Annotated in this window: 21 protein-coding genes; 13 read left to right on the top strand and 8 right to left on the bottom strand. The window is 57.8% G+C overall.

From position 1 onward, the window contains the following. Positions 1-20: 20 nt before the first annotated feature. The 5 genes from EC836_RS18515 to EC836_RS18495 form a co-directional block, all read right to left on the bottom strand. The gene (locus tag EC836_RS18515; protein ID WP_123335823.1) at positions 21-1,238 is read right to left on the bottom strand and encodes an MFS transporter; all 1,218 of its coding nucleotides are present in this window, start codon (positions 1,236-1,238) and stop codon (positions 21-23) included. 57 nt (positions 1,239-1,295) lie between these two features. Then, positions 1,296-2,198, bottom strand: a complete 903-nt coding sequence (locus EC836_RS18510; protein ID WP_123335821.1) for a carbamate kinase — start codon at positions 2,196-2,198, stop codon at positions 1,296-1,298. A 78-nt stretch (positions 2,199-2,276) separates the two neighbouring features. Then, a complete protein-coding gene (locus EC836_RS18505; protein WP_123335819.1) occupies positions 2,277-3,095 on the bottom strand; it encodes a DUF2877 domain-containing protein in 819 nt (272 codons plus the stop codon). Between the two features lie 34 nt (positions 3,096-3,129). Then, positions 3,130-4,395 carry a DUF1116 domain-containing protein gene (locus EC836_RS18500; protein WP_123335817.1) on the bottom strand — a complete coding sequence of 422 codons (1,266 nt, stop codon included), beginning with the start codon at positions 4,393-4,395 and terminating at the stop codon, positions 3,130-3,132. 9 nt (positions 4,396-4,404) lie between these two features. Then, positions 4,405-6,072 carry an acyl-CoA synthetase FdrA gene (locus tag EC836_RS18495; protein WP_123335815.1) on the bottom strand — a complete coding sequence of 556 codons (1,668 nt, stop codon included), beginning with the start codon at positions 6,070-6,072 and terminating at the stop codon, positions 4,405-4,407. A 364-nt stretch (positions 6,073-6,436) separates the two neighbouring features. On the opposite strand from EC836_RS18495, the gene allD reads away from it, so the two are divergent. The 7 genes from allD to EC836_RS18460 all read left to right on the top strand — a co-directional run bounded on the left by allD (position 6,437) and on the right by EC836_RS18460 (position 13,607). Continuing rightward, the gene (gene allD / locus EC836_RS18490) at positions 6,437-7,486 is read left to right on the top strand and encodes an ureidoglycolate dehydrogenase (RefSeq protein ID WP_123335813.1); all 1,050 of its coding nucleotides are present in this window, start codon (positions 6,437-6,439) and stop codon (positions 7,484-7,486) included. A gap of 155 nt (positions 7,487-7,641) precedes the next feature. Further along, on the top strand, positions 7,642-8,889 hold the full coding sequence (gene allC, locus EC836_RS18485; RefSeq protein ID WP_123335811.1) for an allantoate deiminase: 1,248 nt from the start codon (positions 7,642-7,644) through the stop codon (positions 8,887-8,889). Continuing rightward, positions 8,886-10,166 carry an MFS transporter gene (locus EC836_RS18480; protein ID WP_233599361.1) on the top strand — a complete coding sequence of 427 codons (1,281 nt, stop codon included), beginning with the start codon at positions 8,886-8,888 and terminating at the stop codon, positions 10,164-10,166. Before allC ends, EC836_RS18480 begins: the two co-directional genes overlap by 4 nt. 53 nt (positions 10,167-10,219) lie before the next feature. Next, a complete protein-coding gene (gene allE, locus EC836_RS18475; RefSeq protein WP_123335809.1) occupies positions 10,220-11,005 on the top strand; it encodes a (S)-ureidoglycine aminohydrolase in 786 nt (261 codons plus the stop codon). Positions 11,006-11,187: 182 nt separating this feature from the next. Further along, positions 11,188-12,108: an HTH-type transcriptional activator AllS gene (allS, locus tag EC836_RS18470; RefSeq protein WP_123335807.1), complete on the top strand. Its 921-nt coding sequence runs from the start codon at positions 11,188-11,190 to the stop codon at positions 12,106-12,108. Positions 12,109-12,240: 132 nt separating this feature from the next. Beyond that, positions 12,241-13,155 carry an SPFH domain-containing protein gene (locus EC836_RS18465; protein ID WP_123335805.1) on the top strand — a complete coding sequence of 305 codons (915 nt, stop codon included), beginning with the start codon at positions 12,241-12,243 and terminating at the stop codon, positions 13,153-13,155. Next, positions 13,155-13,607, top strand: coding sequence for an NfeD family protein (locus EC836_RS18460; RefSeq protein WP_123335803.1), 453 nt, complete (start codon positions 13,155-13,157; stop codon positions 13,605-13,607). Before EC836_RS18465 ends, EC836_RS18460 begins: the two co-directional genes overlap by 1 nt. On the opposite strand, the gene cueR is transcribed toward EC836_RS18460, so the two are convergent. Then, complete coding sequence (cueR, locus tag EC836_RS18455; RefSeq protein ID WP_123335801.1) at positions 13,604-14,014, bottom strand: Cu(I)-responsive transcriptional regulator; 411 nt, start codon at positions 14,012-14,014, stop codon at positions 13,604-13,606. The two genes, EC836_RS18460 and cueR, sit on opposite strands and share 4 nt — an antisense overlap. Before the next feature lie 94 nt (positions 14,015-14,108). Between cueR and copA the strand changes: the two genes are divergently transcribed. From copA to ybaK, 3 genes are all read left to right on the top strand, one after another. Next, positions 14,109-16,622 carry a copper-exporting P-type ATPase CopA gene (gene copA / locus EC836_RS18450; RefSeq protein WP_123335798.1) on the top strand — a complete coding sequence of 838 codons (2,514 nt, stop codon included), beginning with the start codon at positions 14,109-14,111 and terminating at the stop codon, positions 16,620-16,622. Between the two features lie 101 nt (positions 16,623-16,723). Then, a complete protein-coding gene (locus tag EC836_RS18445) occupies positions 16,724-17,524 on the top strand; it encodes a TraB/GumN family protein (protein WP_123335797.1) in 801 nt (266 codons plus the stop codon). Between the two features lie 180 nt (positions 17,525-17,704). Further along, positions 17,705-18,184: a Cys-tRNA(Pro)/Cys-tRNA(Cys) deacylase YbaK gene (gene ybaK / locus EC836_RS18440; RefSeq protein ID WP_123335794.1), complete on the top strand. Its 480-nt coding sequence runs from the start codon at positions 17,705-17,707 to the stop codon at positions 18,182-18,184. On the opposite strand, the gene EC836_RS18435 is transcribed toward ybaK, so the two are convergent. After that, positions 18,181-19,047 (bottom strand): LysR family transcriptional regulator, encoded by an 867-nt coding sequence (locus tag EC836_RS18435; RefSeq protein WP_123335792.1) that lies wholly within the window; start codon positions 19,045-19,047, stop codon positions 18,181-18,183. The two genes, ybaK and EC836_RS18435, sit on opposite strands and share 4 nt — an antisense overlap. Before the next feature lie 90 nt (positions 19,048-19,137). Here EC836_RS18435 and EC836_RS18430 point away from each other — a divergent pair, with 90 nt between their 5' ends. Further along, the gene (locus EC836_RS18430) at positions 19,138-19,590 is read left to right on the top strand and encodes a multidrug/biocide efflux PACE transporter (RefSeq protein WP_123335790.1); all 453 of its coding nucleotides are present in this window, start codon (positions 19,138-19,140) and stop codon (positions 19,588-19,590) included. A 52-nt stretch (positions 19,591-19,642) separates the two neighbouring features. Here EC836_RS18430 and ushA read toward each other — a convergent pair whose 3' ends face one another. Continuing rightward, positions 19,643-21,241: a bifunctional UDP-sugar hydrolase/5'-nucleotidase UshA gene (ushA, locus tag EC836_RS18425; RefSeq protein ID WP_304466149.1), complete on the bottom strand. Its 1,599-nt coding sequence runs from the start codon at positions 21,239-21,241 to the stop codon at positions 19,643-19,645. 289 nt (positions 21,242-21,530) lie between these two features. On the opposite strand from ushA, the gene EC836_RS18420 reads away from it, so the two are divergent. Continuing rightward, complete coding sequence (locus tag EC836_RS18420) at positions 21,531-22,730, top strand: MFS transporter (protein ID WP_123335786.1); 1,200 nt, start codon at positions 21,531-21,533, stop codon at positions 22,728-22,730. Positions 22,731-23,064: 334 nt separating this feature from the next. Beyond that, positions 23,065-24,747, top strand: coding sequence for a YbaL family putative K(+) efflux transporter (gene ybaL / locus EC836_RS18415; protein ID WP_123335785.1), 1,683 nt, complete (start codon positions 23,065-23,067; stop codon positions 24,745-24,747). Positions 24,748-24,765: the final 18 nt, after the last annotated feature.

Below are 24,765 nucleotides of genomic sequence, written 5' to 3'. Positions count from 1 at the left end.
ATGAGCCTCTTTAAGAATGGCTAAACCCGCTTCCCTTCCTTCACGAACAGCATCGCCACAAATCCCACCACGGTGATCATTGCAGCAAAATAGAAGCCCGCATTCAGCGATCCGGTGCTGTCGGCAATGAATCCGGTGACATAAGGGGCGAAGATCGATGCCGCCATACCGAAGAAGTTGTACAGGCCGAAGGCGGTACTCAGCGCGGCGCGCGGCGCGTTATCCGCCACCAGCGCAATCAGCACCGGGTTAAGGCTGATTTTGCCGATGAAACCGTACAGCACCAGCACGCCGATCAGCGCCGCCTCGCTGGAGGAGTAGACGATGCCGAAAATCGCCAGCAGCGAGAACGGCAGCATGCACAGCACAACGGGTTTCCGGCGGCCCAGTCTGTCGGAAATATAGCTGCAAATCAGCGTCCCCAATACCGAAATCCACGGCACGATCGAGGCAATGCCCGCGGCATGCACAATATCCATCCCACGCTCTTTTTGCAGGTAGTAAGGCAGCCAGGTGATGATGACGAAGAAGCCGTAAATCGAGCAGAAGATGGTGATGTAGGCCATCAGCAGGTTACGGTTTTTAAACAGATCGCTAAACCTGAAGTCGCCTTTCTTTTCTGCTCCGGCAGCAGGATTAGCCTCCGGTGCCGGTGCTTTTTCACGGATAAACACCAGCATCAGCAGCGCCACGATCAGTACCGGCAGCGCCATCGCCAGGAACGGCATCTTCCACGTCGTATGGTAATGCTCGATCATAAAACTGGAGAGGTAATAACCCAGCGCGATACCAAACGACATGCCGCTGCCGATCACCGCGCTGCCGAGGGTGATCCACTTTTTCGGAATGGCTTCGGAAGAGAGCGCATACTGCGGGCCGTAGTACACGCCCTGCGATGCCCCGGTCAGCATCCACAGCAGCATAAAAATCAGGAAGGTCGGTGAAATGCTGATGGCGGCCATAAACAGCGTAAACAGCATAAAACCGCTGACCAGAATGCGCTTTCTACCTAACCGGTCGCCGAGCATTCCGGCGGGCACCTGCAGCAGGGTGTAGGCGAGAAAGAACAGGCTGCTGATTAAGCCCAGCTGGCTTTTAGACAGGCCGAATTCGGTCTCGATCTGCGGCATCACCGGGCTGAGCACCGAACGTGCGGCGTAAATCACCACCCAGCCGAGGAAGAAAATAATAACGGTTTTAATCCAGTACGGGACCCGTTCATTTTTTGTTGTTTGCATAGCCAGACTCCCTGGTATGACGGGCGCAAAGGCCCATCCTGATTCCTGATAACACGATTACGGGGTCACTAACGTCCCCGCCGTTCCTGCCAGCACGGCGTCGATGTCCTTCAGTGCGCCGATGTGCGCGACTTTGCCGCTGCGCTGCACAAAGCGGCTGACCGCCGTGATTTTTGGCCCCATCGCGCCGTCGTTAACCGCCATCGGTGCCAGTTCGGCGGTGGTGGCGGAGCGGATCGCGCGCTGCTTCGGCGTTCCCCAGTGCTCATAGACCGCATCCGCGTCGGTGAGGATCACCAGATGATCGGCATCCAGCGCTTCCGCCAGCAGCGCCGAAGCCAGATCTTTATCGATCACCGCCTCGCTGCCCACCAGGCTGTCGCCCTCAGCAACCATCGGCACGCCGCCACCGCCGTTGCAGATGACGATATGATTTTTCGCCATCAGCAGGTTAATCGCCTCGATATCAATAATTTTCTTCGGTTCCGGCGACGGAACCACGCGGCGCAGATAGCTGCCGTCCAGCTTCATGTTCCAGCCGTATTTCTGCTCCAGCTCCTGCTGCTGCGACGGCTGATAAACCGGGCCGATAAACTTGCTCGGCTGCTGATAGGCCGGGTCATTGCTGTCTACCAGCACGCGGGTCAGCAGCGTGGAAACCGGCTGCGATGGATGATACGCCGACAGCTGCTGCGCCAGCATATATCCAATCATCCCCTGGCTTTCCGCTACCAGAATATCCAGCGGATAAGGCGGTACGTCGCGATAGGCGAGATTCTGCAGGGCGAGCAGCCCGACCTGTGGGCCGTTGCCGTGCACAATGGCGATACGGTACTTTTTCGCCAGCTTGCCAACCGCATCGGCGATAAGGGAAATACTGCGATACTGGTTCTCAGCGGACAGCACTTCGCCACGCTGTAACAGGGCGTTGCCCCCCAGAGCAATCACTAACGTTTCCATTCCAACCTCTGTTTTCTCTGAATTCAGGGAACAGGAAGCCCTGCCGGAGCGCGTCCGGCAGCGATTTTTCCTGCAAGTTTAATAAAGACCGTTGATAACTCTGGCCCCGGACCAGATGCCCAGCAGCGTATCCACGCCGGAGGAGTGGCCGATTGCCAGCAGCTCGTCAACGGCAGCGGGCAGCGAATGCTCGCCGGACAGCGCAGCCACAAACCGCTGCAGCGGCGAAGCGAAAATCCCCTGCGCGGCAAACCGTAAATAGTTGACGCTGACAAGCGTGGTCAGCTCATCCAGCGGACGGCTGGCGGCAAAGAATGCGGGTAGCCGGGGAACGTCAATACGCCGATCGAACCAGGCGCACAGCAGCATCCCCAGCACCGTGTCATCGTTGCCCGGCGTCAGGCCCGGGCCTTTACCCAGCACGCTGCTCCAGTCAACGCTTTCGCCCTGCAGCCACCCACGGAACTGCTGCTGCATCTGCAGGACTTCCGCGTTAAAAGGCGGAGTGATGAGGCGATCCAGGCGACCAAATAACCCGGTTTCCGCCGTGGTGGCGGCCAGCATCGCGTCCAGCGGAGCCGTAGCGATCTGCCCCGTGCGCGACAGATGCAGATCCGTGCGATGTTCCGGCGGGCAAAGACAGATATCCGCCAGCACGACCCCTTCAGGCGTCAGCTCACACGCCGGGGACTCCACCAGCTCATCGGAGAAATCGTCAAAGTCTTCATCGGCAATTTCCCAGCCCATCGGACTGAGTCCGCGCCCTTCCCGGTGCAGCGTCAGCAGCTGTTGACCGGGGGTGAGGAGATTGATGGCGTTGCGAAAATGGCCGATGCAGCGCAGTGGACCGAAGTCCTCTGTGGCATGACGGCTGACGGCCAGCGCAATACTCTGCATATCTCCTCCCCCTGGTTAACCGGCTAGTACTGACTTAACCGGTGATGCCCAGCTCTTCAGCCAGCGCTTCAATCGCTTTTTCAAAGCAGCCCAGCGGCGCACGTACGGTACCCGCGCCGATCTGGCCAACGCCCGCTTCACGGTGGGCAATGCCGGTGTTGATCAGCGGCGTGATACCGGTTTCGACGACTCGGCGCGCGTCCAGGCCCAGGCAGGCTCCCTGGAAATCCCAGGTTGGGATTTGCAGCATCATGTTGCGCTCAAGGAAGATTTCCGCCATCTCTTCGGAGATTTCGGTGGCGGCCGTCATGCCGCCTGCCGCACCGACAAAGCGGGTCACGCCAGGTGCTGCAACCATCGCCGCACCGCCGATACCGAAGGTTTCGGTGATTGCGCTGTCGCCGATATCCGGGTTTGCATCGGCCTGGCTGTAACCGGAGAAGAACAGACCTTCCGGGGTATTCACCGGCGCGGTGAACCAGCGATCGCCCATGCCGCTGATCTTAACGCCGAAGTTTTTGCCGTTGCGGGTCATCACCGTGACGATCGTGCCCTCTTTGATATCCGCACCGGCATCCATCGCCGCCTTGCAGTAGGCCATCGCCAGGTTGAGGAAGAACTGATCGGTGATGCTGAGGAAGTGCATCGCGCGGCCCAGCTCGGCCTTATCGCGATCCAGCAGGGTGATTTTCGGTGCCAGCTGGCGCATCAGCAGCGCGGAAGCGGCGATATTACGCTGGTGGAATTCGTCACCCATGGTAATGGCCTGGGCCATCAACGCGGTCAGATCGATACCGTCAGCAAAGGTCGCCAGCACGTCTTTCAGAATTGGGGTCAGCGAGTCGCGCATCCAGCGGTGGCGTTCCTGCACGTCCGGACCGTAGGCACCGAAGCGCATCACTTTGCCGATGCCTTCGTTCAGGTTGCAGTAGGCAAAGTTGCCGTGGGTGTGGTTTTTCACCACCACCATCGGCATATGGGCGGAGGTGATGCCGCCCATTGGGCCCACGGCACTGACGTTGTGGCACGGGACAAATTTGATTTCGCCGTTCTCCAGCAGCGCCAGCGCCTGCTGTTCATCACTGGCCCACTCTTCAAACAGGCAGGCTCCGATACAGGCTCCGCGAACCGGGCCGCTCATCTCCTGCCAGGTCACCGGCGGACCCGCGTGCAGCAGCGTTCTGCCCTGATTCAGTTCAGGGACCAGTTTTTTCGCTAAATCAACGTCAATCCAGTGTGGACGGGCTTCACGAATACGGGCAATCACCGCGGCGTTGGCTTGTTCAATAGAATCGTACATATCAATCCCTTACTTTAATTTTTTCAGTATGTTAGCTAAACGTTGGTTGCCGCCGGCAACCGGAGCCCACTGATAGTGAACCACTGAAATTTCGTTAGTCTGCAGGTCTTCCGCAAAGCTGCGCAGGCCTGCGTTGATCACCGATACGCCGTTCAACAGCGCGGGAACCGGCTCGGATGACGGAACAGGCTGCGGGGCGGTCAAATAACCCGCCAGCTCAACCGCTTCCGGCAGCGAATTCATCACCGCGATCCCGGCCTCGTGGAGGATGGCGATCTGCGCTGAGCGCTGCTGGGGATCCTGTTCTGTGCCGGTGACGGTGGCGATCACCGCCAGCGGATGAGCCGAACCGCGCTTTTCACGCAGGCGCTTCACCTCGGCCGCCATCGACCCTGCCGGGTCCTGCTGCGCACCGTAGCCGATCACCACATCCAGCAGCAGCACGCTGACCTGCGTCTGCTGGCTCAGACGGGCGATTTCCTGATTGCGGGTCGACGGGTCAATCATCGGATGCGGTTTGCCCTGGGTATAGAAGTCGTCGCCCATATCGATGATGCGATGGCCGTCGGCGTTCAGCATGGAACCGTGATGGTGGCTGCTGTCGGCTTCAACGCCGAGACGGTCGGCCAGCAGCATCGCGCACTCTGCGGCCAGCGTCCCACCCGCGTACAGACCGGAAATCTTTCCGCCGCACACCGCAGGCTGCTGTTCGGCCATCTGCTGCACGTGCCCCAGCATGGCGGCAAGGCGTGCGGCCTCATCCAGCGTGGCGGCGAAGGTGATATTGCCATCCTGCTTCTGCGCGGCTTTCGCGCCCAGGAACAGTGCCACCACCGGCTTGCCGAGGGTTTTCATTTCGGCAATTACCCGCGTACGCACCGCTTCCGCAGGAGGTTTAGACACGAATGCCAGCACCTTGCTCTGTGGATCGGCGGCCAGCATGCGCAGGGCGCTGAGGGCGCTGATGCCGCCGATGTCAGCGGTCAGATCGCGCCCGCCGAGGCCGATTGCGTGAGAAACGCCCTGCCCTGCGAGGGTAATTTGCGAGGTCAGCTCCTGAATACCGGTGCCCGATGCGCCAATAATGCCGATGCAGCCTTTGGGGGCCACGTTGGCAAACGCCAGCGGCGCACCGGCGATACTGGCGGTGCCGCAGTCCGGGCCCATCACAATCAGCCCTTTCTCGCTGGCTTTGGTTTTCAGTGCGCGTTCCTGCTCCACGCTGACGTTGTCGGAAAACATCATCACGTTGCAGCCGTCGTCCAGCGCCTGATCGGCCAGCTGTCCGGCATATTCACCGGCAATCGAAATCAGCACCAGATTGGCATCGGGCAGCTTCTGCCGTGCGGTGCGCCAGCTGCGGGCCTTGAGCAGACGTTTACCGCCCTGCTGGCCCTGGGCAATCGCCTTCAGGGCGGCATCCAGTTCGTCGACAATCTCTGAGGTGATCGATTCGTCTGAGGAGTCAGCTTTGATCGCCACGCAGATATCGTTCGGGGTGGCGTCATTAAACTGGGGGTGCCAGAAGCCGGTGGCTTCCAGCAGGGATTTGTTCGCGGGTGTCCCCATCATCACCGATATTTCATCAACGCGTGGGGACTCGCTGAGTTTACGGGAAATTAGCATCAGGCTGACTGAGTCCTGAAAACTCCCTTTTTTGATAAAAGCATGGACCATAGTAATATCCTTAAACATCTTGTGAACATCACAATCATTAACGGCGGCTAAATATTTTCATACTCTGTCTATTTTCGAGCCATTATTGCTGCCCGAAAACTACAAATAAAAACGACAGATAAAGGTGAGTGCTATCACACTTTACCCATTGTTAGAAAAAATCGTCGAATAACAGTCTGATTAATAAAATCACTGAAAAAGGAATGACCCGTTTATTAGAAATATTCTAATAATCACGAGAATATTCAAAGAAAATTTGAACCAATGGAATAATACCCGTCTGGATCACATTTTTTAACTTCCAGCTTTATACATTAGGCCGCAGAGGTGGATTAATTAAACCGCAGTAACCAAAGGACTATTTATGAAAGTCTCTAAGCAAGAATTATATCAACTTATTCGGAATAAAATTAATTCCGCAGGATTAAGCCAGGAACATGCCGGTATCGTCGCGGATGTTCTGGTTCATGCTGATGCACGCGGCATCCATTCTCACGGAGCGGTAAGAGTTGAATATTACTCTGAGCGCATCAGCAAGGGAGGCACCAACAATCATCCCCACTTCACCTTTGAAAAGACCGGTCCCTGCAGCGCGATTTTTGACGGTGACAACGGTGCCGGGCACGTCGCATCGAAGCTGGCGATGGATCGCGCTATTGAAATGGCGAAGGAAAACGGTGTGGCGGTCGTCGGCGTTCGCCGCATCGGCCACAGCGGCGCGCTCTCCTACTTTGTGCAGCAGGCGTCGAAAGCCGGCATGATCGGGATTTCCGTCTGCCAGTCCGATCCGATGGTCGTGCCCTACGGCGGCGCGGATGTGTACTACGGAACCAACCCGATTGCGTTTTCTGCCCCGGCGGAAGGCGACGAAAACATTACATTTGATATGGCCACGACCGTGCAGGCGTGGGGCAAAGTGCTGGACGCCCGTTCCCGCAACGCACCGATCCCGGATACCTGGGCCGTCGATGCCGAAGGGAAAAACACCACCGATCCTTTCGCCGTGAGCGGCCTGCTGCCGATCGCCGGCCCGAAAGGTTATGGCCTGATGATGATGGTCGATATCCTTTCCGGCGTGCTGCTCGGCCTGCCGTTTGGCAAACACGTCAGCTCGATGTATCACGATCTCAGCGCAGGTCGCGAACTGGGGCAGCTGCATATCGTACTGAACCCGGGCTATTTCACCAATGAAAGCAGCTTCCGTAAAAATATCAGCCAGGTCATGAAAGAGCTGAATGAAGTGAAACCGGCACCGGGCGTGGAAAAAGTGCTTTATCCCGGCCAGGGTAGCCATCTTCGCGAAATTGAAAGCGATCGTGACGGCATCGACATCGTAGATGAAATATATCAGTACCTGATCTCCGACGATATTTATCAAAAATCGTACGACCATAAAGATCCGTTTGCCAGCTGACGTCTCTGGCAATAAATTACTGCGGCGCTGGCATCGTTGATATAAACGCCATCGCCGTAATGTCTTATAAATAATCCGGGCAAAGCAGGGCTGCTGATTAAATGTACGTTTAACGCCCTTTACTTTACTCAGGGATTGCAAGCGGGAAGTTAACTATGAAAGATTTCCGACAAGAAATAACCGATATTTCCGGAAAAATATCCAAAATTGGTGCCGATCCTACCGGGGGTATGACGCGCCTGCTGTACACCAAAGAGTGGGTGGAAGCGCAGAAAGCGCTGAAGAACATCTTCGAAACCGCCGGATTTGCCGCTTCACATGACGCAACCGGGAACCTGTTTGCCCGCCTGCACGGGTCGAAATACCCCGAGCAAACCATTATGACCGGCTCCCATATTGACACCGTGGTCAACGGCGGCAATCTCGACGGCCAGTTCGGTATTGAAGCCTCTTTCCTTGCCGCTAACTACCTGAGAAACACCTACGGCCCGCCGCTGCGCTCGCTGGAAGTGATTGCTATGGCCGAAGAGGAAGGCAGCCGTTTCCCTTACGTCTTCTGGGGCAGCAAAAATATCTTCGGCCTGGCGCGCCGTCAGGATGTGGAAAATATCAGCGATGCCAAAGGCGTGAACTTTGTTGACGCGATGCATCAGGCGGGCTTTGACTTCCGCGCGGACGATCAGCCACTGCGCAAAGACATTGCCGCCTTCGTTGAAATTCATATCGAACAGGGCAAGGTACTGGAAACCGAAGGCAAAACCATCGGTGTCGTCACCAGCATCGTCGGCCAGCGCCGCTATGATATCCGCCTGAAGGGTGAATCCAACCACGCCGGTACCACGCCGATGGGCTATCGCCGCGATACGGTCTATGCCTTCAGCCGCATCTGCACCGAATCCATCACCAAAGCCCTCGCGGAAGGCGACCCGCTGGTGCTGACCTTCGGCAAGGTCGAACCCAAACCGAACACCGTTAACGTCGTTCCCGGCTTTACCCACTTTACGATGGACTGCCGCCATACCGACGCGGGAACGCTGGTGCGCTTTACGGAAGAGATTGAGGCGGATATGCGCCGCATCGCTGCTGAAATGGGCATTGAAATTGAGATCGACCGCTGGATGGATGAAACCCCGATCCCCATGGATAAACAGCTGGTCGAATGCGTCAGCCATCTGTGCGAGAAAAACAAGGTCAACTACCGCCTGATCCACAGCGGCGCGGGCCATGATTCGCAGATTTTCTCGCCGCGCGTGCCGACGGTGATGATCTTTGTGCCGAGCATTGACGGCATCAGCCATAACCCGGCGGAAAAAACCCATCTCGATGACCTGGCTGAAGGGGTGAAAGTCCTCGCCCATACGCTTTATCAACTCGCCTGGACCGAAGAGGGAGGCAGCCTGTGAGCACTAGCAAAGTGGCATCCGGTAACGGATCTGACCCGCTGTACTGGAAAAAGATCGTTGTTGTCCTCTGCCTTGGCTGGGCGGTGATCTGGATTTACCGCACCATCCTGACGCCGATTTTCCCTGAAATTCAGGCCACCATTGGCGCGCATTCCAACGCGGAAATGGGGCTGATCGCCAGCTTCTACTTCTTCGCCTATACCGGTATGCAGATCCCGTCGGGGATTCTGGTTGATAAGTTTGGTAAAAAAGTGGTGCTGATCCCGGGCTTCTGCCTGTTTATCGTCGCCACGCTGCTGATCGGTAACGCCACCAGCCTGACCATGGTTTACGTCGGTAGCCTGCTGGCCGGTATGGGCTGCGGCTCTTACTACGGATCGGCCTATTCACTGTCGTCCGAAAACATTCCGCTGGAACGCCGCGGCCTGGCCACGGCGATCATTAACAGCGGCTCCGCGCTGGGGATGGCTATCGGGCTTATCGCCTCCAGCCTGCTGGTGAAAAGCATGGGCATGGACTGGCAGCTGACGATATTTATGATCACCGCCCTGCTGGTAATTATGACGCTCGTCTTTGCCGTGGTGATTAAGAGTGGCTCTTACAGCAGCCATTTAGCCAGTCAGCCTGCCAGCACCACCGCTGCCGCAGCGCCGCAAGAAACGAACGAAGCCAGCGGCCTGTTCAGCATACGCATGATCTCGGCCTACGTGATGTACTTCGCCACCTGCTACGGCTACTACATGATCGTCACCTGGCTGCCGTCGTTCCTGCAGCAGGAACGCGGATTCGAAGGTGTGGCGATTGGCTTCTCCTCCGCGCTGGTGGCTTTTGCTTCCGTGCCGGGCGCGCTGTTCTTCAGCCGCATGTCGGATCGTTTCCGCAACAAAAAAGTCCAGCTGATCATCTTCCTGGAGCTGTGCGCGGCGGTGATGCTGGTCTGTACGGTGATCTCACCTGACGCCACCACGCTGCTGATCAGCCTGATCCTGTACGGACTGCTGGGCAAGCTGGCGGTCGACCCGATCATGATCTCGTTCGTTGCCGATAACGCACCGAAAAAAGGCTACGGCACCAGCTTTGGCGTCTTTAACTTCTTCGGCATGTCCTCTTCGGTGATTGCCCCCTTCCTGACAGGGGTGATTTCCGACAACACCGGTTCCAAGGTGATGGGCTTCTATATTTCGGCTGGCATTCTGGTGGTGGGCACACTGGTCTTCTTCATTGTGAACGTACTGATGAAGCAGAAAAGCAAACGTCAGACTGCGGCACAGGCATAACGCGGTATCCGGCCACGGGTGAGTGGCCGCTTAAATTTTAAAGGAGAATGATTATGGGATACTTTACGAATCAGATCGGCTATCCGACAGACCTTCTGGCATCGCGCTCCATTATCAAACGTAAAAACTATGCGCTGATCCCACCTGAAGGCCTGGTCAGAAACGTGATCCCCGGTTTTGAAAACTGCGACGTCACCATTCTGGCCACGCCAAAACTGGGCGCAACCTTTGTGGATTATCTGGTTACCCTGCATGACGGCGGGCGCAACCAGCAGGGGTTTGGCGGAGAAAACGTTGAAACCTTCGTCTATGTGATTGACGGTAAGGTCACGGCCTCCGCCGACAGCACCGACTATCCGCTGACCAGCGGCGGCTATTTATTCTGCCCGGCGGGCGTGACGCTGCGCCTGGAGAACACCAACGGCGGCCAGCCAAGCCAGCTGTTCCTCTACAAGCGGACCTACCAGCGCATCAAAGGCTACGAGGCCCACGTGGTCAGCGACAACGTCAAGAACCTCGAAAAAATTCACTACGAGGGGATGAGCGACGTCACCCTGCAGGACCTGCTGCCGAAAGAGCTGGGCTTCGATATGAACATGCATATCCTCTCCTTCAAGCCCGGTGCAAGCCACGGTTACGTGGAAACGCACGTGCAGGAGCACGGTGCCTATGTGCTGACCGGCGCAGGCGTGTATAACCTGGATAACGAATGGATCCCGGTGAAAAAAGGCGACTACATCTTTATGGGTGCCTATGTGCCGCAGGCGGGCTACGCGGTCGGTAAAGAAGAGTTCAGCTACATCTACTCGAAAGACTGCAATCGCGATGTAGACTGCTGATGTAAACCGGGCAGGTCATGCCGTTTGCTGCATGGCCTGCTTTATCCGCAGGCTCCTTTCAACTTTCTGCAACATTCATCAACTCTTTTCTGGCTCTGCATCATCATTCGTCTGCTGTTATCCTGTTAGGCTTAGCGTTTACCGTCCGGTTACGGAACGCGTTTATCAGGAGCCTATTCTCTGTGCTTGACCAGGAAACTATCCGTACCTTTATCCACGTGGCGGAAAGCCACAGCTTTTCGAAAACGGCCGAAGCGCTGTTCAAAACCCCTGCGGCGATCAGCTACCGGATAAAAATGCTGGAGGAGGATGTCGGCACCCAGCTGTTTATGCGCACCACCCGCATCGTTCAGTTAACGCCCGCGGGCGATCACCTGCTGGAGCGCTGCCGACAGTGGCTGGCCTGGCTGGACGCGATGCCGGGTGAGCTGCAGCAGATTAATCACGGCGTTGAGCGCCAGGTCAATATCGTGATTAATAACCTGCTCTACTCGCCGCAGGCCGTCGCAAAACTGCTGGCGCATCTGCATCAGAAATTCCCGCTGACCCAGTTTCTTATCTCCCGTCAGGTGTATATGGGGGTGTGGGATTCCCTGCTGCACGATGATTTCCAGCTGGCGATCGGCGTGACCGGATCCGAAGCGCTGGCCAACAACGTCAGTCTGCTGGAGCTGGGCGGCATCAGCTGGCTGTTTGTGGTGGCATCCAGCCACCCGCTCGCCCAGAGCGAAGGGCCACTGCATGAGGACAAGCTCCGCGCGTGGCCCGCCATTAATATTGAAGATACCTCACGCAACCTCACCAAACGCGTCGCCTGGCTGCTGCCGGGTCAAAAAGAGATTATCGTTCCCGATTTAAGCAGCAAGCTGGAGTGCCATCTGCAGGGGCTGGGCGTCGGCTTTCTGCCTGCTGAACTCTGCCAGCGCTACATCAGCAGCGGCCATCTAGTCAGCTGCGAAGTGGCCAATCAGCGGCAGCCTTCCCCGCTTTCGCTTGCCTGGAAAAATGAGGCGGGGAAAGCGGTAGAGGAGATCGTCTCCTTATTCCAGCAGCAGGCCGGGCCCATCCGCGATTTTCTGCAAAATATCGACCTTCCTGCGTAACGCCTCGCACTTCGTTCGCAGGCAGGGCAAAAAATTGCCCGCGCGGCTATGCTAGCGCACATAAATACAGCAAACTGGTCGCGGCAGGGCTGAAGCGGATCGGCCCTGATAATAACAATCCGGAGGTTATTAATGCTTGCTGTTATTCCCGTCATTATCATTCTGGCGCTGATTATCGTCTGGTCCGGGATCAAAATTGTCCCGCAGGGCTATCAGTGGACCGTCGAACGCTTTGGCCGCTATACCACCACGCTAAAGCCAGGCTTAAACCTGGTGGTGCCGTTTATGGACCGCGTTGGGCGCAAAATTAATATGATGGAACAGGTGGTGGATATTCCTTCTCAGGAGATTATTTCGAAGGATAACGCCAGCGTCACCATCGATGCCGTCTGCTTTATTCAGGTGGTCGATCCGGCCCGCGCGGCCTATGAGGTCAGCAATCTTCAGCTGGCGATCATCAACCTCACCATGACCAATATGCGTACTGTTCTCGGCTCGATGGAACTGGATGAGATGCTCTCTCAGCGCGACAGTATCAACACCCGCCTGCTGCAAATCGTTGATGAAGCCACCAATCCGTGGGGGGTGAAAATCACCCGTATCGAGATCCGCGACGTGCGGCCCCCCGCAGAGCTGATCGCCTCAATGAACGCCCAGATGAAGGCGGAACGTACCAAGCGTGCTGATATCCTTGAAGCCGAAGGGGTACGCCAGGCGGCGATCCTGCGCGCAGAAGGAGAAAAACAATCGCAGATCCTGAAGGCCGAGGGTGAGCGCCAGTCCGCATTCCTTGCTGCCGAAGCCCGCGAACGCGGTGCAGAGGCCGAAGCGCGGGCCACGAAAATGGTGTCAGAAGCGATTGCCGCTGGGGATATCCAGGCGATTAACTACTTTGTCGCGCAGAAATATACCGATGCGCTGCAAAATATCGGTGCGGCAAACAACAGTAAGGTGGTGATGATGCCGCTGGATGCCAGCAGCCTGTTGGGGTCGATCGCCGGTATCAGCGAACTGCTGGGCGATCGTAAAACGGAGCGGAACCGCTGATGCTGGTTGAACTGCTGGCCAATCCCTGGTGGCTGTGGCTGACGCTGGGCGGCCTGCTGCTGGCTGCCGAGATGCTGGGCACCAGCGGATATCTGCTGTGGAGCGGCATTGCTGCCGTACTGGTTGCACTGCTGGTATGGCTGGTGCCAATGCCGTGGGAGTGGCAGGGGATTAGCTTCGCGGTACTCACCGTACTCGCCGCACTGTGGTGGCATCGCTGGCTGCAGCGCCGGGAACGTCGCCAGCCCCCCTCCTCGCTGAATCAGCGCGGGCAGCAGCTTATCGGTCGCCGACTGACGCTGGACAGCGCGCTGGTCAACGGTTTTGGCCACGTGCGTATCGGGGACGGCAACTGGCGGGTGCAGGCAGCGGAAGACCTGCCTGCGGGCTGCAATATCGTAGTGGTGGCAGTTGAGGGCATTACCCTGCAGGTGGCGCGCCGCGAGGACTAAGCCGGTTTCTTCGTGGTGCAGCAGCCCGCCAGGTGATTGATAATCGGGCAGTCCGCGCTGTCATCACCGGGGCAGCTGGCCGCCATATCGAGCAGCCGCAGACGCATCTGCGTCAGCTGCTCGATATGGCTCTCAATTTCTTTCACCTTCTCCAGCGTGCGAGCCTTCACATCGGCGCTGTGGCGCTGCGGATCGTTAAGCAGGCTGACCATTTCCCGACACTCGTCCAGATTAAATCCCACCTGCCGCGCCTGGCGCAGCAGCGTCAGCTCTTCCAGCTGTTTCGCCGAGTAGGTGCGATAGCCGTTATCGCTACGCAGCGGCGGCGTCACCAGTCCTTTCTCTTCATAGAAGCGAATCGCTTTGCTGGTCAGGCCGGTTTTTCTGGCGACCTCACTGATATTCATTTTTGCTCCTTGACCTTCACCTTGATGGAAGGTTTAACCTTCATAACTACTGCAAATCGCGCACCGGGTCAAACCGGGCAATAAGGAGTTTTCTATGTCACACACCACGCTACTGGCGCTGGATGGCCTGACCTGCGGCCACTGCGTTAAACGGGTAACGGAAACGCTGTCTAAACTGGACGGTGTTGAACAGGCCGAGGTCACGATTAACGATGCACGCATCACCGGCAGCGCCAGCGCAGAAGCGCTGATTGCCGCCGTGGAAGGCGCAGGCTATCACGCAACCCTGTCAGCGGACGACAGCCACCCAAAGCCTGATCCGCTGACAGAATCAGAATCTCAGCCGGAAGCGCTGACAGCGGCCGTTTCCCAGCTTCCGGCATCCGACGCTGGCGACAGCTATCAGCTGTTAATTGACGGCATGAGCTGCGCCAGCTGCGTAGGACGAGTACAGAATGCCTTACAAAACGTGCCGGGCGTCAGCCAGGCGCGGGTTAATCTCGCCGAGCGCAGCGCGCTGGTGCTCGGCACCGCCTCGCCGCAAACGCTGATCGATGCGGTCAGCAGTGCCGGCTACGCCGCCGAAATTATTGAAGATGAAACCGAACGCCGCGAGAAGCAGCAGCTGAGTGCGCAGACCGCCACGCGCCGCTTCCGCTGGCAGGCCGCGCTGGCTCTTGCACTCGGCATCCCGCTGATGGGCTGGGGGATGATCGGCGACAATATGATGCTCACTGCGGAAAACCGCAGCGGCTGGCTGGCGATCGGCGTGCTCACGCTGGCGGTCATGGTAATAGCCGGTGGCCATTTCTACCGCAGCGCCTGGCGCAGCCTGCTGAACCGTACCGCGACGATGGATACCCTGGTGGCCCTCGGCACCGGTGCGGCGTGGCTTTACTCCATCAGCGTCAATCTGTGGCCTGAATGGTTCCCGATGGAAGCCCGCCACCTCTATTACGAAGCCAGCGCGATGATTATCGGCCTGATTAACCTCGGCCATATGCTGGAACAGCGTGCCCGCCAGCGCTCCTCGCAGGCGCTGGAAAAACTGTTGGATTTGACGCCGCCGACCGCCCGCGTTGTCACCGAAAGCGGTGAGCGCGTGCTGCCGCTGAGCGAAGTCCAACTCGGTATGACGCTACGCGTCACTACCGGTGACCGCGTGCCGGTCGATGGCACCATTGTGCAGGGTGAAGCCTGGCTGGATGAAGCGATGCTGACCGGTGAGGCGATCCCGCAGCAGAAATCCCCGGCCGATACGATTCATGCGGGGACGGTTCTTCAGGACGGCAGCGTGTTGTTCAGCGCGCAGGCCATCGGCAAAAACACCACGCTGTCCCGCATTATCCAGCTGGTGCGCCAGGCGCAGAGCAGCAAGCCGGAAATTGGCCAGCTGGCCGATAAAATTTCGGCGGTGTTTGTCCCGGCGGTCGTTCTGATTGCCCTGCTGAGTGCGGCAATCTGGTATTTCATCGGCCCCGCGCCGCAGATTGTCTACACGCTGGTGATTGCCACCACCGTGCTGATTATCGCCTGCCCCTGTGCACTGGGGCTGGCAACGCCGATGTCGATTATTTCCGGCGTGGGCCGGGCGGCCGAGTTTGGCGTGCTGGTGCGCGATGCCGATGCACTTCAGCGCGCCAGCACGCTGACCACGCTGGTGTTCGATAAAACCGGCACGCTAACCGAAGGCGCACCGCGCGTGGTTGAGGTTGTCTTGTTCAACGATGCGGCGGCAGCGGACGTGGAGCGCCAGGCGGCGGCCCTTGAGCAGGGTTCCAGCCATCCGCTGGCGCGGGCGATTATCGACCACGCCGCGGTGGCGTCACTGCCGGACGTTGCGCAATTTCGTACAATACCGGGCCTCGGCGTTAGCGGCATACTCGACGGTAAGCCGCTGCTGCTGGGTAACCTGGCGCTGATGGAGCAGCAGCAGATTGATACCCGGGACGCTGCCACACCGCTGGCTGAGCATGCCGCCAACGGTACTACGCCGGTGCTGCTGGCGGCGGACGGGAAAATCGTCGCGCTGTTTGCCATCCGCGATCCGCTGCGTCAGGAAAGCGTCAGCGCATTACAGCGCCTGCATCGCCGCGGCTACCAACTGGTGATGCTGACCGGCGATAACGAAATCACCGCCAACGCCATCGCCCGGGAAGCAGGAATCGACAGGGTGATCGCCGGAGTGCTGCCTGAAGGCAAAGCAAAGGCGATTAGCGAACTACAGCGGCAGGGTCAGCAGGTAGCGATGATCGGTGACGGCATCAACGATGCCCCGGCGCTGGCGCAGGCCGATGTCGGCATTGCGATGGGCGGCGGCAGCGATGTTGCCATTGAAACGGCGGCGATCACGCTGATGCGCCAGGACCTGAACGCCGTGGCGGATGCGCTGGCGATTGCCAAAGCCACGCTGCGCAATATGAAGCAGAACCTGCTGGGCGCGTTTATTTATAACGCCTGCGGTATTCCGATTGCGGCCGGAATACTCTATCCACTGACCGGCACGTTGCTCAATCCGGTGGTGGCCGGTGCAGCGATGGCGCTCTCTTCCATCACCGTGGTGAGCAATGCAAATCGCCTGATCCGCTTCCGCCCGCCGCAGGATTAACGTTTCAGGCCGGGGCAGGCCAGCGTGCTGCGTTTTGCCCTGTCGCTCAGCGACTTATCGCGTTAGCATGAGGGCTATTAACGCGATCCGGCGGAGGGATAATGGGGAAAGTCATTCACGCACTGCGGCGGCTGTCGCGCAGGCTCTGGCCGGTAGAGTATCGTTATCCGGCGCTGGATATTTCCCTCGGCCAACGGCACCTGCATCTGGTAGGCAGTATCCATATGGGCACGCGTAATATGTCTCCGCTGCCCGGAGAACTGCTCAACCAGCTACAGGCTGTCGATGCGCTGATTGTGGAAGCGGATATTACCGCCGGTGGATCCCCGTTCAGCGACAGCGCGCAGTGTCCGCCGCTGGAGCAGCGCCTGTCGGCGGATCGGTTCCAGCAGCTGGAGAAACGGTGCGGCGAACTGGATATCGATTTGCAGCGTATCGATACCCTGCCCGCCTGGCAGGTCGCGCTGATGCTTCAGGCGCAGCAGGCACAGCGCCTGGGCCTGCGTGCCGATTGCGGCATTGACTATCAGCTGCTGCAGGCGGCGAAAGAGCGGCAGATAAAAATCATTGAGCTTGAGGGGCCGGAAACCCAGCTGGCGCTGCTGAAGTCGCTGCCGGATGAGGGCATGACGCTGCTGGAAGATACGTTACAGCACTGGCACGTCAATGCCCGGCTGCTGCAAACGATGGTCAGCTGGTGGCTGGAAGCGCCGCCGGGCAGCAGCGGCAAAACGGTACTGCCGGATACCTTCAGCAGCAGCCTGAGTGATTTATTGATGCATCAGCGCAATCAGCGATGGTGCGAGCAGCTGCATGCGCTGCCGCCTGGCCGCTATGTCCTGGCGGTTGGCGCGCTGCATCTTTACGGTGAGGGAAATCTCCCCGAGCTGCTGGGGCGCTAAAAAAAATGGCCGATATCGCTATCGGCCAGTCAATAAGGAATTTTTTTATGATTTTGGTTATCTATCAGCACGGGTGCTGACGCGGGGCAGATTGTCGCTCAATGCGCACTTTTTCTCCAGTACTTTTATTCACCAATTTTAAGCGGCATGTACGCGGTTAATACGGGAAGGATTTAGGCGATGACTCCGGCGGTAAAACTTTTAGAAAAACAGAAAGTAAGCTTTACGCTGCATCCTTACGAGCACGACAGCAACGAAACCAACTTCGGTGACGAGGCGGTGCGCAAGCTCAATCTTGACGCCGAGCGGGTCTATAAAACGCTGCTGGTAGCGCTTAACGGCGACAATAAAACCCTCGCGGTTGCCGTCACGCCGGTGGCCGGGCAGCTCGATCTGAAAAAAGTGGCGAAAGCGCTAGGGGCGAAAAAGGTCGAGATGGCCGACCCGCAGTTTGCCCAGCGCAGTACCGGTTATCTACTGGGCGGCATCAGCCCGCTGGGGCAGAAAAAACGCCTGCCGACGGTAATCGACCATCTGGCGCAGCATTTCGCAACGATCTATGTTTCCGGCGGCAGGCGCGGGCTGGATCTCGAACTGGCACCAGGCGACCTGGCAAAATTGCTGAGCGCGACGTTTGCCGATATCGCCAAACGCGATTAATCCGGCCGCTGATTAATCAGCTGATCGATCATCCAGCGCCCCGCCGGGCCGGGCGGTGAAAGCCGTGACCAGGCAACGTCCACACGGATATTCTGCGGCCAGCCCGCCACCGGCAGTTCGCGCAATAGCCGGTGGCCAAACTGTTCGGTCAGCCAGCGCGGCAGCACGCTCCAGCCAAATCCCTGCTCCGCCATCTCCAGCAGCAGCAGATACGACGGCGCCAGCCAGATTTTGCCTCCCGGCACCGGTTCCTGTTCAGTCCAGGTATTCAGCCGCAGCTGCCTGACTCCCTGCAGCTCGGCTTCCGTCACGCTGTCCTGCTGCGCCAGCGGATGATCCTTATGCAGGTAAATCGCCATTTTCGCCTCCACCTGTAGCCGGCGAAGGCTGATATTCGCCGGATAGCGATCCTGCACGCGGATCACGCCGATATGCGCCCTGCCGCTTTGCAGCAGATCGATCACGTCGCCGTCCTCGGCAATCATGCATTCAAACTCAATATCCGGGTAACGGCTGGCAAAGCGTTTCAGCAGATGCTCGTGATGATCGGCCTGCCAGAAATCGGAGATCGCCAGGCGTAGACAGGGCTCGACATCACCCGCCAGCCGCATGGCCAGTTCGTCCAGCTGCGCGGCGGCATTCAGAATCGCATTGACCTGCGTCAGCACCCGCTGGCCGTTTTCGGTCAGTACCGGTGTGCGGGCTTCACGATTGAACAAAATCAGCCCGAGATCGCTTTCCAGGTTAGCCACTGCGGTGCTGACCGTCGACTGACTTTTGCGCAGCGCCCGCGCCGCAGCGGAGAACGAACCGCTTTCTACAGTTTGTACAAAGGCCTCAAGGGATTCCGGTGAATAACGCATCGCTGATGTATCGCTTTTATCGATGGATAATCATTTTATCTTAGCAGCAAAAGGATAGAAAATACGCTTTCTAATCACTCTGGAGGACATATGTCCACTCGTACACTGAAAGAACGTTTTTATCATGCTGCAGGCTTTGAACTGGTGGCCATCGCGATCGTTTCTCCCGTTGCCGCCTGGCTTATGAACAAACCGCTTTTTCAGATGGGCGCACTGGCTATTATGCTTTCCACGGTGGCGATGATCTGGAACATGATTTACAACGCCGGGTTCGATCGCCTGTTCCCGCGTGAGCGGGTGAAGCGCGGGCTGGCGCTGCGCGTGATGCATGCGCTGGGCTTTGAAGGTGGCTTTATTCTGATTGGTCTGCCGCTGGCGGCCTGGATGCTGGGTGTGACGCTGTGGCAGGCATTTCTGGTTGAGCTGGGCTTTTTCCTGTTCTTCCTGCCCTACACGGTGGTCTATAACTGGGCCTACGATAAGCTCCGCGAGCGCCTGATCCGTTCGCGCGAACAGCGCCGTCAGGCTCATACCTCTTCCTGATGGTGTGGATATGGAGCACTCGTGTGCTCCATATCCACTGCCGCAGCCGACTTTACTCTGCTTTTTTGTAGACGATTTCTCCAGCAGGCTGATACTTCGCCGCATCCAGCGGCGAGTGGCCCTGAATGTATTGCTTCAGCACCTCTGCATCGACAAAACCGGTGTTTACATAACTGGCCTGCTTATCGACCTGCGGATAACCGTCGCCACCGGTGGCGTTGAAGCTCAGGGTGGCCATGCGGTAAACCTTATCGTCCTGCAGCGGTTCGCCGTTAATTTTCACCTCGCTCACTCCGCTGCCGTCGGCAATCAGGCTGACGCGGGCAAACTGCGCATAGGCGCCGGAATCCACCTGCTTATTCGCCACCACCGCCAGATAATCGCGCACTTCGCTGCCTTTCATATCCACGTAAACCAGAGTATTGCCAAACGGCTGCACCTTAAGCACGTCTTTATAAGTAATGTCTCCGGCTTCGATCGAGTCGCGTACGCCGCCGCCACTCATCACCGCAAAATCGGCGTTGGTGCGTTCAATCTGTCCTTCCAGGATCAGCCGCGCCATATTGGTCTGCACGAAGCGTACCTTGCTGCGATCGCCTTCAAGGTGGCCGTTAACGCTGCCAATTTTCACCCCAAGCTGCGCTTCACCCTTTTTCTGGAACGGCGTCAGCAGTTTCATCATCGCCGGATTTTTGTCGATTTCAGCCGTGTAGTTCACCCAGCTGGTGCCGCCGTCGGCGTTGGTGACTTTATGCTTCAGGTTGATCGGCACCAGTTCGTAATGTTCCAGCTTCAGCTGGCCGTTGCGGAAGGTGAAGTCGGCGCGGCCAATGTACTTGCCCCACTCGTGGGCCTGCACGATCCAGGTGCCGTTCTGGCGATCCGGCGTACAGGGTGTGCCCGGCACGTAGTCCGCCTGCTTGACGTTCTCCTGCGCCATACAGACCGGATCCTGTGAGTGCCCACCCACAATCATATCCAGGTAGCCTGCAGGCAGCTCGCGGGCCATTTCCACATCGCCCGGCGCATTCGATCCGTGATTACCGTTGTCATAGTGCCCCATATGGGTCGCGGCAATAATCACATCCGGTTTTTCTTTCGCCCGCAGAGCTTCCACCACCGCTTTCGCTTCGGTTGCCGGTTTATGGAAGACGATATCGGTGAAGTTTTCCGGGTTGCCAATCTTGGCCGTGTCGTCGGTGGTCAGGCCGATAACCGCGATTTTCAGTCCCTTACGGTTAAACAGCGCATAGGGCTGGAACAGGCGCTGGCCGGTACTTTTTTGATAGATATTGGCGGAGAGCAGTGGGAACTTCGCCCACTTCTGCTGCTGGCGAAGCACCGGCAGCGGATTATCAAACTCGTGATTACCAATCGCCATGGCGTCGTAGCCAATCAGGTTCATCCCGCGGAAATCAGGCTCGGCATCCTGCAGATCGGATTCCGGTACGCCGGTATTAATATCGCCACCTGACAGGATCAGCACCGCCCCACCGTGTGACTGCACGTCCAGACGGATCTTATCCATCATGGTTTTCTGCGCCGCCAGCCCGTATTCACCGTGCTCATTGTTCCAGAAGCGACCGTGATGATCGTTGGTATGCAACACGGTGAATTTATAGGTACGGTCTTTTACCCATGCCTGCGCCATCAGCGGCGCGCTGAGCAGCCCCACGGTCAGCAAACTCAAGATACGTTTATTGAATACCGGCACTGCACTTCTCCTTGTTTCATCAACCGCAAACAAAACCGCATAAATGCAGCTCTGCCAAAATAATCAGCAAAAGTATTCACTTTTTGTGACAGCCCCGCAACCGTAGCGCCGAAATAGCTCTAAATGGTAATTACTCGCGCGAAGGTTGTTCGCTATAAAAGAGGGCTTTGCAGTGATTTTGCTTCTCTGCACTCATAAAAACATAATTGGATGACAGGTTAATTTAATGGCAAGTGAATCCCCGCTCTCTTCTCCGACATCGCCCCTCCGGCGCACGGCTTTTGGCATTCTCGGTGCCATCAGCGTTGCCCATCTACTGAACGATATGATCCAGTCGCTGATTCTGGCGATCTACCCGCTGCTGCGTGCGGATTTCTCGCTCAGCTTCGTGCAGATAGGCCTGATCACCCTGACCTATCAGCTCACCGCGTCTCTGTTACAGCCGCTGATTGGACATTACACCGATAAGCATCCGCAGCCGTGGTCGTTGCCCATCGGCATGGGCTTTACGCTTTCTGGCCTGATCCTGCTGGCGCTGGCCGGAAGCTTCACCACCGTTCTGCTGGCCGCCGCGCTGGTCGGCACCGGTTCGTCGGTATTTCACCCGGAATCCTCACGCGTCGCGCGGATGGCATCAGGCGGGCGTCATGGTCTGGCGCAGTCGCTGTTCCAGGTCGGCGGTAATTTTGGCAGCTCGCTTGGCCCGCTGCTGGCCGCGCTGGTGATTGCGCCCTACGGTCGCGGCAACGTTGCGTGGTTCTCGCTGGCGGCGCTGCTGGCGATTGTGGTGCTGCTGCAAATCAGCCGCTGGTATCAGACGCAGAATCGCATGGCGAAAAAAAGCACCGTGCCAGCCGACAGCTCGCTGCCGCGCCGTCAGGTGGCCTTTGCGATTAGCATTTTGCTAGTGCTGATTTTCTCCAAATATTTCTATCTCACCAGCCTGAGCAGCTACTACACCTTTTATCTGATGCAGAAATTCGGCCTGTCGGTACAAAGCGCGCAGCTCCACCTGTTTATTTTCCTGTTTGCCGTGGCGGCAGGAACGGTGATCGGTGGCCCGATCGGCGATAAGATTGGTCGTAAGCGGGTGATTTGGGCCTCTATTCTCGGCGTGGCCCCCTTTACGCTGCTGCTGCCGCATATGAACTTATTGTGGACGGGCGTGCTGTCGGTGATTATCGGCTTCGTGCTGGCCTCGGCGTTTTCCGCCATTCTGGTCTATGCCCAGGAGCTGATGCCGGGACGTATCGGTATGGTTTCCGGACTGTTTTTTGGTTTTGCCTTCGGTATGGGTGGACTGGGTGCCGCCCTGCTCGGGCTGCTGGCGGACCACACCAGCATCGAACTGGTCTACCAAATCTGCGCTTATCTGCCGCTTCTCGGTATTCTTACGGCTTTCCTGCCTGATAACCGGCGTAAATAGTCCCTTACCGGTGCAATTGTCTGATTTTTGCACCGGTTCACGCTCCGGTAACACCAGCACTGTAATCTGATAAGTGTGTAAAATCGCACTTACTGACAAATTTCACCGTATGGCTCATATTTTTTTCCCTTAGTCTCAATAAACACAAGCGCGAGGGCGGATTATGCCATACACTGAAAACTTACAACTGGACACATTTATACTCTAATTAATTCGAGTTGCAGTACAGCGGAAGGCCCCCCAGCCCGGCGCACGGATCGCACAGTGACCAGGGCAACAAACAGGGCATCTGCCACTTGAAGTATGACGAGCAGGCATACATAAGGAGACAGGCATGCACCACACCACACCGCTTATCACCACCATAGTAGGAGGCTTAGTTCTCGCCTTCCTCCTCGGTATGCTGGCTAACCGCCTGCGCATCTCTCCCCTTGTTGGTTACCTGCTGGCTGGCGTTCTTGCTGGTCCTTTTACCCCTGGCTTCGTCGCCGATACCAATCTTGCTCCCGAACTGGCTGAACTGGGCGTGATCCTGCTGATGTTCGGCGTGGGTCTGCACTTCTCGCTGAAAGACCTGATGGCGGTAAAGTCGATCGCCATTCCCGGCGCTATCGCGCAGATAGCCGTGGCGACGCTGCTGGGAATGGGGCTTTCGTGGGCGATGGGCTGGTCAATGCTGACCGGATTAGTGTTCGGGCTGTGCCTTTCCACCGCGAGTACGGTGGTGCTGCTCCGTGCACTGGAAGAGCGTCAGCTGATTGACAGCCAGCGCGGGCAGATTGCGATTGGCTGGCTGATTGTAGAAGACCTGGTGATGGTGCTGGCGCTGGTGCTGCTGCCTGCCATCGCCGGGATGTTTGAAGAGGGTAATGCCAGCATTGGCCTGCTGCTGCTCGATCTGGTGATCACCATCGGTAAAGTGGTGGCCTTTATGGTGCTGATGATGGTGGTTGGCCGCCGCGTGGTGCCGTGGATCCTCGCCCGCAGCGCCGCAACCGGCTCACGCGAGCTGTTTACCCTGGCGGTGCTGGCGCTGGCGCTGGGTATCGCTTTCGGCGCGGTCGAGTTCTTTGATGTCTCCTTCGCGCTGGGTGCCTTCTTTGCCGGTATGGTGCTTAACGAGTCCGAGCTGAGCCACCGCGCCGCCCACGATACGCTGCCGCTGCGCGACGCCTTTGCGGTGCTGTTCTTCGTGTCGGTCGGCATGCTGTTTGACCCGATGATTCTGGTGCAGCAGCCGCTGGCGGTGCTGGGCGCGCTGGCGATTATCGTCTTCGGTAAATCCCTTGCCGCGCTGTTCCTGGTGCGGCTGTTCGGTCACTCGAAACGCACCGCGCTGACCATTTCGGTCAGCCTGGCGCAGATCGGTGAATTTGCCTTTATCCTGGCCGGACTGGGCGTATCCCTGAACCTGCTGCCGGAAACCGGTCGTAATCTGGTGCTGGCGAGCGCCATTCTGTCGATTATGCTGAACCCCATCCTGTTTGCCGTGCTCGAGCGCTATCTGGAAAAAACCGAAACCATTGAAGAACAGACCATGGAAGAGGCGATTGAAGAAGAGAAGCAGATCCCGGTGGACCTGTGCAATCACGCCGTTGTGGTCGGTTTTGGCCGCGTTGGCAGCCTGCTGGGCAGCCGCCTGATGGAAGCCGGTATTCCAATTGTGGTCGTTGAAAACAGCCGCCCGCGCGTCGAAGCGCTGCGCGAGCAGGGAATTAAGGCGGTATTAGGCAACGCCGCCCGGAGCGATATCATGGACCTGGCGCGCCTCGACTGCGCGCGCTGGATGCTGCTGACCATCCCGAACGGCTACGAGGCCGGAGAGATCGTCACCGCCGCCCGTGAAAAGCGCCCTAACATTGAAATTATCGCCCGCGCCCACTACGACGATGAAGTGGATTACATTATGGAGCGCGGAGCTGACCGCGTGGTGATGGGCGAGCGTGAGATCGCCAACAGCATGCTCAATCTGATCCTGCTCAACCCGGTTGAAGCGCCGGCAGAGTGCCCGATCTGATGCCCGTAATAAGGGACG

Origin of the sequence: Erwinia sp. JUb26, assembly GCF_003751505.1 — a bacterium.
GTDB lineage: Bacteria > Pseudomonadota > Gammaproteobacteria > Enterobacterales > Enterobacteriaceae > Erwinia.
The sequence above is the reverse complement of the archived record's forward strand: the minus strand, read 5'-3'. Positions and strand labels throughout refer to the sequence as shown.